The organism is Leptospira abararensis, assembly GCF_016918735.1.
Taxonomy (GTDB): domain Bacteria; phylum Spirochaetota; class Leptospiria; order Leptospirales; family Leptospiraceae; genus Leptospira_A; species Leptospira_A abararensis.
In genome coordinates this window covers 110,683-124,806 of the sequence record NZ_JAFFPR010000050.1, presented here as the reverse complement: position 1 = coordinate 124,806, position 14,124 = coordinate 110,683, and the positions used below count along the sequence as shown (strand labels likewise).

The 14,124-nt window shown below is 39.0% G+C and carries 12 protein-coding genes; 4 read left to right on the top strand and 8 right to left on the bottom strand.

Going from position 1 to position 14,124, the window contains the following annotated elements:
- Positions 1-21 precede the first annotated feature (21 nt).
- Both JWG40_RS14140 and JWG40_RS14135 read right to left on the bottom strand, forming a co-directional pair.
- Complete coding sequence (locus tag JWG40_RS14140) at positions 22-2,865, bottom strand: DEAD/DEAH box helicase (RefSeq protein ID WP_205286434.1); 2,844 nt, start codon at positions 2,863-2,865, stop codon at positions 22-24.
- Positions 2,865-3,575, bottom strand: a complete 711-nt coding sequence (locus JWG40_RS14135) for a 7-carboxy-7-deazaguanine synthase QueE (protein ID WP_205286433.1) — start codon at positions 3,573-3,575, stop codon at positions 2,865-2,867. Before JWG40_RS14135 ends, JWG40_RS14140 begins: the two co-directional genes overlap by 1 nt.
- Before the next feature lie 71 nt (positions 3,576-3,646).
- Here JWG40_RS14135 and JWG40_RS14130 point away from each other — a divergent pair, with 71 nt between their 5' ends.
- Entirely contained in the window at positions 3,647-5,299 is a 1,653-nt protein-coding gene (locus tag JWG40_RS14130; RefSeq protein ID WP_205286432.1) for a VWA domain-containing protein, read from the top strand.
- Between the two features lie 5 nt (positions 5,300-5,304).
- On the opposite strand, the gene JWG40_RS14125 is transcribed toward JWG40_RS14130, so the two are convergent.
- Positions 5,305-5,526, bottom strand: coding sequence for a transcriptional coactivator p15/PC4 family protein (locus tag JWG40_RS14125; protein WP_002972855.1), 222 nt, complete (start codon positions 5,524-5,526; stop codon positions 5,305-5,307).
- A 1-nt stretch (position 5,527) separates the two neighbouring features.
- A complete protein-coding gene (locus tag JWG40_RS14120) occupies positions 5,528-6,451 on the bottom strand; it encodes an FAD-binding oxidoreductase (protein WP_205286431.1) in 924 nt (307 codons plus the stop codon).
- A gap of 189 nt (positions 6,452-6,640) precedes the next feature.
- Between JWG40_RS14120 and JWG40_RS14115 the strand changes: the two genes are divergently transcribed.
- Together JWG40_RS14115 and JWG40_RS14110 are read left to right on the top strand one after the other, a co-directional pair.
- A complete protein-coding gene (locus tag JWG40_RS14115) occupies positions 6,641-6,862 on the top strand; it encodes a hypothetical protein (protein ID WP_205286430.1) in 222 nt (73 codons plus the stop codon).
- Positions 6,863-6,876: 14 nt separating this feature from the next.
- On the top strand, positions 6,877-7,404 hold the full coding sequence (locus JWG40_RS14110) for a DUF3015 domain-containing protein (RefSeq protein WP_205286429.1): 528 nt from the start codon (positions 6,877-6,879) through the stop codon (positions 7,402-7,404).
- On the opposite strand, the gene JWG40_RS14105 is transcribed toward JWG40_RS14110, so the two are convergent.
- The 4 genes from JWG40_RS14105 to JWG40_RS14090 all read right to left on the bottom strand — a co-directional run bounded on the left by JWG40_RS14105 (position 7,401) and on the right by JWG40_RS14090 (position 11,428).
- Complete coding sequence (locus JWG40_RS14105) at positions 7,401-8,045, bottom strand: hypothetical protein (protein WP_205286428.1); 645 nt, start codon at positions 8,043-8,045, stop codon at positions 7,401-7,403. The two genes, JWG40_RS14110 and JWG40_RS14105, sit on opposite strands and share 4 nt — an antisense overlap.
- Entirely contained in the window at positions 8,020-10,209 is a 2,190-nt protein-coding gene (locus JWG40_RS14100) for a TonB-dependent receptor plug domain-containing protein (RefSeq protein WP_205286427.1), read from the bottom strand. The genes JWG40_RS14105 and JWG40_RS14100 overlap by 26 nt, the downstream gene beginning before the upstream one ends.
- Positions 10,209-10,802, bottom strand: coding sequence for an HmuY family protein (locus JWG40_RS14095; RefSeq protein ID WP_205286426.1), 594 nt, complete (start codon positions 10,800-10,802; stop codon positions 10,209-10,211). Before JWG40_RS14095 ends, JWG40_RS14100 begins: the two co-directional genes overlap by 1 nt.
- 71 nt (positions 10,803-10,873) lie before the next feature.
- Positions 10,874-11,428: an LIC20153 family lipoprotein gene (locus JWG40_RS14090; protein ID WP_205286425.1), complete on the bottom strand. Its 555-nt coding sequence runs from the start codon at positions 11,426-11,428 to the stop codon at positions 10,874-10,876.
- 237 nt (positions 11,429-11,665) lie between these two features.
- Between JWG40_RS14090 and JWG40_RS14085 the strand changes: the two genes are divergently transcribed.
- Positions 11,666-14,122, top strand: coding sequence for a sensor domain-containing protein (locus JWG40_RS14085; protein WP_205286424.1), 2,457 nt, complete (start codon positions 11,666-11,668; stop codon positions 14,120-14,122).
- Positions 14,123-14,124: the final 2 nt, after the last annotated feature.

Below are 14,124 nucleotides of genomic sequence, written 5' to 3'. Positions count from 1 at the left end.
GGAAATTCTATGTAAATGAATTTAAATGCTGATGTACGTTTGATATAGACGGATTCGGTGGAAAATGGTAGCCCCATTTTTAATTTTCCGAATTTCAACAGTGTATTCGTCTTTAGCTCGTTGGATTTCTTTCATTGTTTTGTGGAGGACTGCTTTTTTTTCAGGACGATTGTCCCATTTGTAAGCGGCCTCTTGGCGCATCAATTTTTCTTCTAATTGACGAATGGTTTTCTGGTGAGACAGTTCCACTTTATATTCTTCTTTTTGAAAAATGGATAAAGTTTCTTTCCGAAGGATTTCTTTTTTAATTTCGGCTTCCGATTCAACGATGGGATAACAATGGATAAATGCTTCCTCTAGTTTTGAAAGTGGGATTTCCTTTTCGGGAACATAGGTTTTTCCTTCCGTCCATTCTGTTGGTTTTTCTGTGAAGATAGAGGTTTTTCTTTTTTTAAGATCAAATTCAATAAAGAAAAGATCTTTTCGTTTGAGTGAAAAATCAAATTCTACTTGGAATACAAAAAGAATTTTCGGCCCTAAGTCTTTGGAGAGCAGATACTTTTTTTTACGACCTACATCGCTTAGTGTGAGTAGTTCTGTTACCCTTTCTACAAAGGGATGCCCAAAAGCCAAAAATTCGAGGGAGTCATTGGTCAAAGCGAGATCAGAATCGAAGGTAGCTTTTTTAACTTTTCCCTCTGCATTTTTATATTCGTAAGATCCTTTGCCGCTTGCTGTGAGGGTTCCTGGTAATTGATTTTGAAAGAACTTTGAACCTTGGGCAACCACTTCTTCCAAATGGCTATTGTTCCATTCTCTTTCTTCGAGAGTGTGGTCGTAATAATCTTTTAAATTAAAATCCAATACTTTAGGAGTAACGAGTGCGTTGAGTTTTTCAAATCCCTTCTGAGCTACTTGGATTCGCAGATCAAATTCTGTTTCTAATTCTTCTTTGGTTTTAGTTCCAGTCACGAATTTCATAAGGCTGGAATTAAAATCCAATTCTTCTTCGATCGTTCCGAGTAAGTCATCAGATGCACCAATAGATTCTTCAAACAAACGAATTTTGTTTGTGAGTACTTCTAAAATTCTTTCGGCAACCGTATCTTTGGAAGCAAAGTTAAAGATATAAACATTGTCTTTTTGCCCAAAACGATGGATTCTTCCGATACGTTGTTCGATCTTGAGTGGGCTCCAAGGTAAGTCGTAGTTAAAAAGAATATTAGCAAATTGTAAGTTACGACCTTCCCCACCGGCTTCTGTACAAATTAAAATTTCGTAGTCTTCTTTGAATTTTTGGATGGCGACTTCTTTTTCATCCATACTAAGGGAACCATGGAAAGGAGAAACTTTGAAGTCAGGTTCTAACACCGATTGTAAGTGATCTTGTGTGGTTCTAAACTGAGTGAAGATAATGAATTTTTTATGGCCTTCCTTTTTTAGGCGATAGAGTGTTTCTTTTAGTTTGAGAGTTTTTTTATCTTCTTTGATTTGTTTTCCCAAATGGATGAGTCGGTTTAGAGTGAATAATTCTCGTTTGATCCTTTGGAAACTACTCATCTCTTCATCTTCTAATTCGGTTATGAATTCTTCGACACCTTCTGTTTCATCCAAATCCCAATCATCGAGAGTGGTTTCGTGTTCTTTCATGTAATGGAATTTGGATTCCAACATAAATTTACGCTTTTGTAAAGCAGAGAGCAGGGCAATGACAGAGGAATCCAGTAACTTCTGAAACACCACCATCACAAAACCAATGGCTCGGTTTTTGGTTCCCATAGCCATATTGTATTCTCTTTTTACATATTCGGTAGTTTCGTCATAAAACGCACGTTCGATGGGAGAAAGATCAATTCGAACTGTTTTTGCAAACCGTTTGGTAAACCCACCCACTTCTACCTTTCTGCGGCGAAGAAGTACTTTGGATATTTTTTCCTTTAAATCACCCTTTTGACCTACCACATAATCATTTACGAAAGTATGATATGGTCCTAGGATATTTGGATCTACTAAATGTAAGAGATAAAAAAGTTCTTCAAGTTTTCCACGAAAAGGTGTGGCTGTGAGAAGGAGTAAACATTCTGTTTTACGCGCAATTTTTTCGGCAAAAAGGTAACCACGGGTGATTTTAGAATAATCACGTCTGAGTCTGTGGGCTTCGTCAAAAACCACAATGTCCCATTTTGTACCTAAAATTTCTTCTGCATACTTTGGATTTTTTATAAAATCGATAGAGGTTATAAGTTTATTAAAATTTCTCCAATGTTCGGGGCCGTTTGTGATAAAGTTTCTTCTGCGAACGATGGCAAATTCTTCGTTGAATTTGTTTTTCATTTCTTGTTGCCATTGGACAAGAAGGGGAGAAGGAGCAACCACGAGCACTTTTTTAAGTCCGCGGCGAAACATGAGTTCCTTAATGGCAAGGCCGGCTTCGATGGTTTTTCCAAGACCCACTTCATCAGCAAGGATAAACCTTGGTTTTAAGCTATTGGCTACGATGAAAGTACACTCAATTTGGTGGGGAAGGAGTCGTGTTCTGGAATTGGAAAGAGAAGATAGTTTATTAAAATTATAAGTGAGTTTGAGTTGGCTTGCCGCAAGGGCCAAGTCCATGGCTTTGGGAAATTCTTCCCAGTCACGTAGTGAATCTGGATATTGGTTTAAAAAATGTAATTGTTTGTTTGATTTATTAACCGTTCGAAAAATTTCTTTCGATTCAAAGAACAATTCCACTGAGGTCGCAGTTTCTTTTGTGACTTTAGCTAGACCTAACTCCGGTTCATCGATGAGAAATCCATACTCATTTGTTTGTTTTGGTTCAACCGTTGTTTCAAAATCTAAACTTAATTGAGTAGGGATGTCCATCAAACTCCTTTCTGATTTCCCCAAAGCACTTTGTGAATCTGAAGCGACAAACGACACTTAGGTGGGTTGTCTACTTTAATCCATTCCACTAGTTCTTTGGCGTCCACTTCACCATGGACTGGCGAATACAATATATTTGTCTGTATTTTTTGTTCGCGAATGACTTCGATACTTCTATCAAAGTCGATTCTATCTCGCACAACGAACTTGATTTCGTCAAGTGAATTATGTCTCTTTTCTAGAATCCGAAAATTTTCCTGATCCATCCGGTCTTCCATTCCTGAACCAGGTAATTTATAATCCATAGTGAAAATAAAAAAGGCATCATCGGTGATTCTTTCGCTTCCATTGGTCTCCACACGGGAGGCAGGGTAGGGTCTATTGGAATTCATTCGGTGGCTGTAGATGCGTTTGGCAAGGGCTACTGATAAATCGCGGTTTTTTCCTTCTAAAGGTTCACCTCCAGTCAGTAAGACTTGGTATCCATGGTGCGAGTCCAATGTTTCTAAATCGTTCCATACAGAATCCAAAGTTTTTTCTTCGCCTTGGTTTGGTCCAAGTGCGTAAGCTGTGTCACACCATAACGCTCTTGTTTCTGTTTTGCCACAACGTAAGGAACAACCTGCAAATCGTATGAAGACAGTCGGAATTCCTTGAGAAATTCCTTCGCCAGAAATGGAAGAATAGACTTCATGAATTTTTCCAAACATTGTATTGATTCTCTCTGTGCCAGATTACTTTAAATTGTTCTTGCGAAAACATTTATTCAGAATTTCATTTTATGGTCATGTTTGTAGATGCCAAATTGGAATTTCCTTTGATTCAAGAAAAAGAGGTACAAGAAAACCATCTTTTGCTTCGATTTCGAACTCCTGCCAACCCAAAGATTGATGAACGAAAACCTTTGGTGATTGGTCTTGCCGTGGACAAAAGTTGGTCCATGAAAGGGGAGAAAATGGAATCGGTGATTGAGGCCTCCTGTGCTTTGGTCAATTGGCTTACCAGACATGATGCTGTCACAATCATTGCTTATTCAGCTGATGTTCAAATCATCCAACCGGTGACCCACCTAACAGAAAAAGTTTCTGTTACCGATAAAATTAGGAACATTCAAGTAGCTACTTCTACCAATCTGAGTGGCGGTTGGTTGTCCGCTCTAAAAAGTCTTAGCCAATCCAAAATTCCGAACGCATACAAACGAGTTTTGTTACTTACTGATGGAAATCCCACTTCGGGAATTAAGGAAAAAGAAGCATTAGTTAAAATTGCAGCAGACCATTTGGCAATGGGAATCTCCACCACAACCATCGGTGTGGGAAATGATTTTAATGAAGAGATGCTTGTGGAAATTGCAAAAGCTGGTGGGGGGAATTTTCATTATATCGATAATCCGGAAAAAGCATCAGATATATTCTTCGAAGAATTTGGAGACATTGGTGCTTTGTATGCACAAGCAATTGATGTAGAATTACAATTGGCACCGGGTGTTCGTTTGAAACAGGTTTTATCTGAAACCTCGCACCAAATCGCAGAGGAATTTGATGAGTTTTTGGGCGATTCCAAAACTATTTCTAGACAAAAAGTCAATCTTCAGTTAGGTGATCTCAGAGCCGACGATATTCGTAATTTAGTATTGCGTTTGGAAATTGATGACCGTATAAACCAAGCAGACTCTCCATTTTGTGAAGTGAATGTATCATATTATAATTTATTACAACAAAATGCCTTAGAATCAGTAAAAGAATCCTTTCGTTTTTCCAGAGGAAACCACCGAGGAAAACAAGATCCCGATGTTCTTGTGGAAATTTTGATCGCCAATGCAACTCTCGGAATCAAAGAAATTTCGGATTTCATTAAACGTGATCATACAGAAGACGCCAAAACCTTGTTATTTGGTCTGATTCAAGATATAAAAACCAACCTACATTTTGCTCCGAATGCACTGGGATCGGTTCTGGGTCGTTTGCAAGTTTTGGAATCAAAAATTACAACCAAATCGGATGATTTAAATAAACATCTGTTTATGAACTCCCAAATGATGATGAAAGGTCCAGAAAAGTTAGATTTGAAGGACGTAATCGTTCATGATGAAATTTTTGAATACCGCACCGTAGGTGATATCGATTTGTATAAATGCCCTGAAATCAAACTTTTAATCGAACAAAAAATGTCAGAAGGATATAGGTATATGGTTTTTGATTTTGCCAATACTTCGCATATTGATTCGTCTGCGATTGGGATGGTGATTCAAATTGTGGGTTGGTTACGCCGTCGAGGGGGGGAGCTTGTGGTTGCCAACATTCATGATTCCGTAAAAAAGATTTTTGAAATCACTCGGCTGTACAACCACATTCGTGTCGCAGAAAACCTTTCCTCTGCCAAAGACGTATTACAGAGGATTATTTATGCAAACGAAGGAGATACAAAAAAATAGTTAGTTTATGCTAACCAACGTTCTGCTTCTTCGATGGCCTCTTTCAATTCACCAACAAGGGTCGGTGCAATGGCGATCCCTTTCTGAGTGGGTTTTAGTTCGCCGTTGGGATCGGTATACCAAACTCTAATATTAAAAAAAGTTTGGCCTTTGTATTCGGAGATCTCCACACGGATGACTTCTCCTCTACCTTTGTCGATGTCTCGAATGATTCCTGTTTTTGCCATGTTAGTATGTCTCTACAAAAAGTTGTTCTTTTTCCTCTAGGTGTTTTTTGAAATCCTCATACGAAAGATCTGTTCCGCAAGCAGACATGATTTCTTGTATGACTCCTTTTTCCATTCCTTTCGGACCGCCACAAATATAAAACTTACCGTTTCCATTGACAGCATTTTTAATTGCTTCGGCATTTTCTTTTGCACGGTGAGTGATGTACATCTTTCCGCCATCAAAAGTGTTTTTTTCCTCTCGGCTAATTGCAGTTATGAAGTGAAAGTTGGAATGTTTTTTTGCAATATCTTCAAAATAATCGCGTAGAACAATTTCATCGGAATAGGGAGCTCCATAAACCAACCAAACATTTCCGTGGAAGGGATTGAGTTTTTGGACAAGGAGCTCTTCCACCATTCCGAAATAAGGACTGATTCCCGTTCCTGTAGCAAAAAAGAAGATATCGCCGGAAAAATCGGTTTGAGGAAGTAAAAACTTTTTACCGGCAGGTCCGGTCATTGTCACCGTATCACCAGGTTTTAAATCACAAAGATAATTGGAACAAACACCCTTATGGACAAGATTTCCATTTTCATCGTACACATTGTCCCTTTTGACCACAAATTCGATATTGTCCTTGGTTTGGCCAAAACTGAACGATGGTGAGGCGATGGAATACAAACGGATGGTATACGACGGGTCAGCTGATCCTTTGGCTTGTTTTTCGGGATCAATACCGGGGGGGATAATTCCAGCACTTTGGCCGATCATATAGGGATAGGTGTTGTGGTCGATCGCTATGGTGATTCGGTGGACTGCGGAATCCCCTTCTTTACTTGGGCGTTTTCCTTTCCCTGGTTCGGGAGTCAAACGGATGTTCGCCACAACCTGCGCTAGGATAGGATTGGATTTTTTGAAGAGATTGATTTGAGGGGTAAGCAAAGTCGTCCTCGTAATGGGTGGTTTTTGGTCAAGTTTGGCATTCCGATAGTTCGGGAAAAGGAGAAGTTGGAGTTTTCATTTTTCCTCTTCGGAATTATGTCTCTTCCTTGACTGTATTTTTCGTTTTTTTAAACTTTAGTCATTCCGGCCCCCTCGCCGATCCTATAGACAACCGGGAAAACAAATTGCATGAGATCGACTGAAGCACAAGAAAAGAAACCATCCTCATTTCCAAATACCGTCCTTCATCAAAAATTGGAATCATTCACAAATACGATGCTCCAATCCATGCAAACCAAAACAAAAGAAGAAAAAACCTGGGCTGTTCTCTCTATGTCGGGAGAAATTCTAGCACAAGGCCACCAACTTCCACAAATCGATCGTAATTCTGATTCTTTATTTTCAATCTAAGTAAGGAGGCTTCTATGTTCAACCGTAGATTCCGACTCTTTAATAAAATCCAATTAATTATTGTTAGTTTATTTTTTCTTCTGACTTCTGGAGCCATTTCTGCAGAACCTTATGGTATGGCTGGTTGTGGGCTTGGTTCTATGATTTCTGTTTGGAGAAATGATATTGGGCAAGTACTTGCTGCTACAACCAATGGAAGTTTGTCTTCTCAAACTTTTGGAATTACTTCCGGAACCTCTAACTGCACCAATGATGGAATTGTCCGAGCGGACCGAGCCCAAGAAGTATTTGTAACGTATAATGAAGAACCACTGGAATTGGAAACTGCACGTGGTACAGGTGAGAGGGTTCGTACAATAGCTTCTTTGTTTGGTTGCCCCACTCATAGTAATGAATTAGCAAAACTGATGAAAGAAAAACATTCTTTTATCTTTGATAAAACAAAAGATGCGGACTCGACTTCTCGATCAAAAAATATTTTATCACGATTAAAGTCGAAAATCGCGGAAGATCCTGAATTAAAACAAGCCTGTTTGTATTAATCGCGAATCACTCGAGAGATTTCCGAGTTATAGCGATAGGCAGCTTCTGTTTGGTTGAGATAACCAAAGGCACCTAGTTCAAACAAAAAAGCAGCTGTGATTCCGTAACCACCATCAGGCACATCGTCACATCCTTTTTTTCCGGCAGGATGGATTTTCCAATCGCGGGGATTGAGAAACTGAAAGTTCTCTGGACAAACCACATGACCGTAATTTTTCCCATCGGCATGTCTTGCTTCGTGTAATAAAACAAGCACTCGATCGAGTCGGTTTAGGCTAAAAAAAGCACGGCCGAGCAATACGTCCCCATCATGATACATCGCAATATAGTCACCAGTGGATCCGTAAGAGTATTTTTTGATCCGAGATTGGATCCAACGGGAAAGTTTTTTTCCTGAAAATCCAAACTTAAAAATAGATTCAAATTGTGTAAGACGGTTGTATGTAGATTTATCGATTTTGATTCGTTTAGTTTCGAGAGATTCCAAATAGGAAAAAGATTCCTTTAAAACCTTCGATTGTTTTACATTTAACTTTGATTCATCGGAGTAGATAGCTACCCCGGAGAGCCAATAAAGAACAAAAACAATAAAAGCTGTTTTATGAAATTTGAATTCAAAAAGTGGCTTGGAGTCCACCATAGTAAAACCTGGGACGTATAGGATTGTATGTAAGCTCGTATTGGTCTAGAACGTTGTCTACTCCTAAAAACAAAGACATCCTTCCATCAAAGAATTTTTTCTCCATCCTGACGTTTAAGAGGGTGAATGGTTTTCCATACACAACCTTGTTGTTCTCTTCTACGCTTTTGGTTTGTTGATCGATGAGAGCTGTACTAGTTCCCGCAGTAAATTCGTTGGTTGTACTATAAAACGGCCGTTTGTCTAAACGTTTAGCACGTAGTGCAAATTCCCAACCACCAGGTGCGTTTACAAAAAAGTTCATTGTTCCTTGGTGGAGTGCTCTTCCTTCCAAGGGTCTATCGGTTGTTAGATCACGAGTATCCGTTTGGTTGTATCCCAATTCCAAAGCAAAATATTTGAGAAATCGAACCCGGGAACCCGCTTCCACACCTCTTGTATAAGCCCTCTGAACATTCTTTAATTGAAAATTGGCAAATTCACTGGTTCTAGTCCCAAAACTATATTGGATGAGATCAGTGATATCATTGCGAAAGACACTGAGAGAAAGTGTCCAAAATTTAAAGGGTGTGTATTCGAGGTCTGCATTGACAGTCGTAGATCTTTCTGGTCTTAATTTGTCGTTTCCATCCACAACATAACCGACACCAGGGTTTTCAAAACGTAAGTATAATTCACGGAAAGAAGGGGGGCGAAATCCTTTTCCGTAACTCGCACGAAAAACAAGATTACTTGTGATATCTACTTTGGTTGCAATTTTAGGAGTGGTCTGTCCACCAAATTGGGAGTCCACATCGTGGCGAACTCCTGGAACCAACCGCCAAACAAAGCCTTGGCGCCAGATCACCCATTCATCTTGAATGAATACAGCTCTTCTTGTTCGGAAGGCATTTCTTCTTTGCAAACGATCCGATTGTAATTCTTCTGAATAAGATTCCACCCCTGCAGTGACCATATGATCTTTATTGATTTCATGATCAATTTGAGCCACACCTTGGGATGAAAATTCGTTCGTAAGTTCTTTTACATCTAGTTCATTAGAATTTCTTTGGTCCAATTTATAGTGGTTTTCCCAACGAGAAAAATTTCCACGTAAAGAAACCATATTTCGTTTTCCGTAAGTGTATTCTAGTGCACCTAAGCCAAGAAAGTCGTTAGTTAAATTAGTTCTATCAAAAACACCACCATTGGCTCTGGAATCAACTCCTGCTTGGTTACGGTTTAAATAATTGATTCCTGTTTTTACTTTAAATTGACCATCAGGATTGAAGGTCATATTCCCACCGACGTTGTTATCTTGGAATGCATTTCCAGTAGTAGCTGGCGTTTTGGGATCTAAATCATAAGCAGCCGATTGGTTGAACCCACCAAAAAAATTTGTGGCAACAAAATCATTTTTAAAACCCACATCGGCGATCATGTTTTTTTCGCCCTGGGTTCCAAAGTTGGTTTGCCTTCCGTTACCGTACGTGGTTCGGAATTGATAGTGTTCTGGTTTTTCTGCCTGTTTGGTGATGATATTGATCACACCACCAATGGCATCTGCACCATAGAGTGAAGAGGAACTTCCTTTTACGATTTCGACCCGTTCGATGTTCTGTACTTTAAAGCGAGTTAGGTCAATTGTATTGTTCAAGCGTCCGGCAACACGTTGCCCATCCACAAGAAATAGTACATATTTGGAATCAAGCCCAAGCATCTGCACTTGGGAACCTCCGAAAAATGGAGTTACATTGATCCCGATTTGAGTATCGAGCACCTCACCCAAGTTTCGTGCCCCTGTTTGTTCGATTCGTTTTCGAGAGATTACTTCTGTAGCTACAGCGGAATCTTTCAGCCGTCGTTCCCCACGAGAACCAGTGACTACAATGCCGTTTTTGTTATCCAAATCTTTGAACCTGTCGACTTCTTCCGAGCTTGTTTCTTCTTTATTTCCCTCTTCTATGGGAGCCGTAGGAGTTGTGGTTTCTGTGTTTTGGGAATTTAGATCTTTAGGACTTGTTTCTGTTGATACCGGAGGTGGGTTTGTAGTCGTGTTAGGTGTTTGTTCTACAGTTTTGGCCTTTTTTCCCGTTTCACGAGGGCGTGTTTGGGAATGAACCTCACCAATAAAAAGTAGAAAAAGACAAAGGATAGGGAGAAGAAACTGAATGAAAGAATGCATTAGGGAAGTTTTTTCCATCGGATGGTCGGATAACCAGAAGTTCCCGCATCACTATAATAATTTTCGATATGAATTGCGTAAGTAGAAAGTCCTGTTCCAGAACGAATGAGGAAGATGTCAGGTTTTGGAGTTAAATTTCCAATGGTGTAAAAGTACCATTCGGTAACGATTGCATTCCCGACATACACCGCTCCCGCTCCCCCAATTCCTTGGGTGGTGGTTGCAACATCGACTGTAAATGTGTTACATCCTTGGCTTGCCGCAGAAGTAGAACTTGCTACTCCAAAATCAGTAGTATTACTTTTACAAGCACCACCAAGTCCGAAACGATTCGTTTCGCCCGAATTTGTTGCCGCCTTGTATCTGTTAAATGCAATGTCCCAGGTTAGGGAATCTTTTTCTGAAAAAGGGATTTGTTTATTCCCTTCAAATTGAAAGTAAATATAAAAATCTAAATTGGTCGCATTGAACCTGGTGGTATAACTGCCATCACCATTGGCTCTGGAAAATACAATTTTATCCAAAGCATTGGGATTTCCAGCATTGATCAAGTTGGTGACCAATTGGTTTACAAAAAGTTCTTGGTCCGACAAGGCACTTTCTTGCCTTGCACAAAAACTTGTTAGTAATAGAAAACAACCAATGCTAAGGAATCGAATCACTGTTACTGATTGAATGTATATGTTACGCCAGCTGATTGCCCATTTCTAGGAATCGCGTATAAGAAAACATAGTATCCGTTAGAACCGTTAAGAGTAATTGTCGCTGTTTGATTCGTAATTTTCCAAGATTCAGGAAACTCACTTGCTGAATCAGCTCCGCCAGTTATCGAATAGTCGGTTGTACGAACTGCAAGGTTTGATGTCGCTAGTGGGCAAGCACTCGTTTTATAAACGATGATAAAAGCACTACCAGTCACAGCAAGGGAAGTTGTTCCATCAGCAGTCAATTTAATCGCAGCTGTTGAGTGTGCAACGATAGGAACAGATCCTAATTTAGAGATTGTGCCACTAGTAGTTCCGGTAACGTCTGTCGTCCAAGTGTTGATTGTGGATTTTCCTGCTGTCGAAACTGAGCAGTCACCGGCAGAAGTTGTCAAAGCAGCCAGAGCCAAGAGGGGAGTCATGTCTTCCTCTTCTTTCTTTTCACACTGGAAGGTAAGTCCAGCCACCAAACTCAAAACGATCAGTAATTTTGTCTTATTTTGAAGGGATTTCATAGAACCTCGGTCATTTTTATCCAACGTTGCGGACTGGTAATGAGAATCAAATTCATTTTATGGTTTTGCCTTTTTTTTCGAACACTGACAGAATCATGACAGATATCTCGGGAATGTCTTACTATTGGTCATATTATTTTCATTCTAATCAGTGCTTGGTAGGTACAATAGATACAAATTGATCATCAAAAAAATCAATTGTAAGGAAAAGGATTTTTCGTCTACTATGCCTAGGTCATGTCACTCAAACACATCACTATCTATATTGAAGAGTTTGATCATGATTTTTACAATCGCATTCTACGTGACATAACAAACATTGAAACTTGTAATGTTCATAGCTTTCATTCCATCTTAGATATCAAACCAGGCACAATACAAGAATCTGCAGTATTCTTTTTTTGGAATGATCCAAAAGTTTTAGAAAAACAAAAATTTATTTTTGAAGAGTTTCCTGAATCACCGTATATTTTGCTTTCGATAGCACCATTAACACCGACTGAACTTTCTAGGGCCGCTCATCCTACCTATCTACACCTCACTGAACAAATTTATACAGTGGGTATCTTAGATTTAGTACTAAACTTTGCGGAGCGATTGATAGAAGATATGAATCGTTCCATCGCTTATGACAAAATCAGAGAAAAAGTAATCGTACTTCAAAATGTCTTTGAGGAGTCATTAGACATTTTAATGCAGATCGATCCTGGCACCAAACAGATCATCAACGCAAATAAACAAGCAGTAGTTGTATTGGATTACCCATTGGAAGAAATTGTAGGCAAAGAATTTTCATTCTTTATGCCTCCCGTGGAAGTGGATGAGGATGAAGCGTTTGAAGGAAACTTAATCGAAAGTACTGCTTTAAAAACAAAATCAGGCCAATTGATTCCGACAGAATCTTCTTTCCGCTTATTTCCCGTAAACGGCAAAATGGCGATTTGGGCCACATTTCGCGATATCACCGAAAGGAAGAGGTCACAAGAACAAGTAAAAAATCAAAAGGCTTATTATGAATTTATTTTAGATAATCTAGATTCTGACATTGCTGTATTAAATGCAAATTTTCAGTATGAATACACGAACCCAGTATTTTTGTCTGATAAAGAACTACGAAAATGGTTATTTAAAAAAACTGATGTGGATTTGGCGGAAAGGTTGGAACTCCCAGCTGATTTTCATGAGAAACGAAAAAAATATTTAGAAATTGCTGCCAAAGAAAACGAAATTGTTCAGTTTGAAGAACTCATTCAAGATAGTAATGACAAGGTCACTTATCTATTAAGAAAATACATTCCAATTGATGATGCAGAAACAGACCAAAAAAGATTTATTAGTTTCGGCGTTGATATTACTGAAAGAAAACTGTCTGAAGAAAGAATTACTTACTTAGCTTATTATGATGCGCTGACAGGTCTTTCCAATCGCACATTATTTATTGATCATGCGAACCAAGCTTTAAAAAATCATAAATCAACAGAGACTTTACTAGCATTCTATTTTTTTGATATAGATAATTTTAAGTTTATTAACGATAGTTTGGGCCATACAAAAGGTGACATTCTTTTGCAGATGGTGGGTGCAAGATTAAAACGTGTTATGACAGAAGTAGATACTGTAGCACGTTTTGGTGGCGATGAGTTTGCTATTTTAAAAGTGGATGTCCCCAGCAAAAGTGCGGCCGCTGAATTTGCCCAAAAGATTCTAGATATCTTAAGCCAACCTTTTCATATCATGGGTCGGGACTTGTTTACTACGATTAGCATGGGAATTGCTCTTTCCCCAAATGATGGCGTATCCTCTTCTGAACTTTTAAAGAACGCAGATATGGCCATGTACAAAGCAAAGGAATTAGGTAGAAACAATTATAAATTCTACACTAACGAACTTATCCTTCGCTCTGAAAAACGATTGTACATAGAAAATTCTTTGCGAAAGGCCATTCAAAATGAGGAGCTCGTACTTTTTTTTCAACCAAAAATCTCCACTATCACCAACCAAGTATGTGGAGCCGAAGCACTCATTCGTTGGAAACATCCTGAGAGAGGATGGGTCCCGCCAGTAGAATTTATTCCTGTTGCTGAAGATTCTGGGATCATTGAAAGGATTGGCGATTGGGTTCTAGAAGAGGCCTGTCGACTCAAAAAAGATTGGAAAGAACAAAATCTTCCTACATTTCCCGTGAGTATTAACGTGAGCGGAAAGCAACTAGCGCGCGCTAATTGGTCACATAGAGTTCAGTCGACAATTCTTCAGTATAATATCAATCCTGAAGAAATTGAATTAGAACTCACTGAAAGTTCTATCATGGAAAACCCAGAGAAAAGTATTGAAGCATTCGAATATTTATCAGGACTCGGCATTAAAGTTTCAATCGATGACTTTGGGACAGGTTATAGTTCTTTAAGTTATCTTAAAAAAATCAACGCTGATGTTTTAAAAATTGATCGTTCCTTTGTAATTGATTTGGAATTAAATGAGGATGATAGAGCTATTTGTAAGGCCATTATCAATATGGCCCATTCTTTGGGAATGGAAGTCATTGCCGAAGGCGTGGAGAACGTCGCCCAAAGGGATTTGTTACATGATTTGGGATGTCATATGATCCAAGGTTATCTTTATAGCAAACCGCTTCCGGCTGAAGATTTTGTTGTCTTCGTTCAAAAATTTAACGAATCCGCAAAAACAAAATAGCC

Coding starts and splice junctions, on each gene's coding strand:
- JWG40_RS14090 (WP_205286425.1), bottom strand. CDS start 11,428: ATGAAATCCCTTCAAAATAAGACAAAATTACTGATCGTTTTGAGTTTG.
- JWG40_RS14140 (WP_205286434.1), bottom strand. CDS start 2,865: ATGGACATCCCTACTCAATTAAGTTTAGATTTTGAAACAACGGTTGAA.
- JWG40_RS14125 (WP_002972855.1), bottom strand. CDS start 5,526: ATGGCAAAAACAGGAATCATTCGAGACATCGACAAAGGTAGAGGAGAA.
- JWG40_RS14130 (WP_205286432.1), top strand. CDS start 3,647: ATGGTCATGTTTGTAGATGCCAAATTGGAATTTCCTTTGATTCAAGAA.
- JWG40_RS14115 (WP_205286430.1), top strand. CDS start 6,641: ATGAGATCGACTGAAGCACAAGAAAAGAAACCATCCTCATTTCCAAAT.
- JWG40_RS14105 (WP_205286428.1), bottom strand. CDS start 8,045: ATGGTGGACTCCAAGCCACTTTTTGAATTCAAATTTCATAAAACAGCT.
- JWG40_RS14135 (WP_205286433.1), bottom strand. CDS start 3,575: ATGTTTGGAAAAATTCATGAAGTCTATTCTTCCATTTCTGGCGAAGGA.
- JWG40_RS14100 (WP_205286427.1), bottom strand. CDS start 10,209: ATGCATTCTTTCATTCAGTTTCTTCTCCCTATCCTTTGTCTTTTTCTA.
- JWG40_RS14085 (WP_205286424.1), top strand. CDS start 11,666: ATGTCACTCAAACACATCACTATCTATATTGAAGAGTTTGATCATGAT.
- JWG40_RS14110 (WP_205286429.1), top strand. CDS start 6,877: ATGTTCAACCGTAGATTCCGACTCTTTAATAAAATCCAATTAATTATT.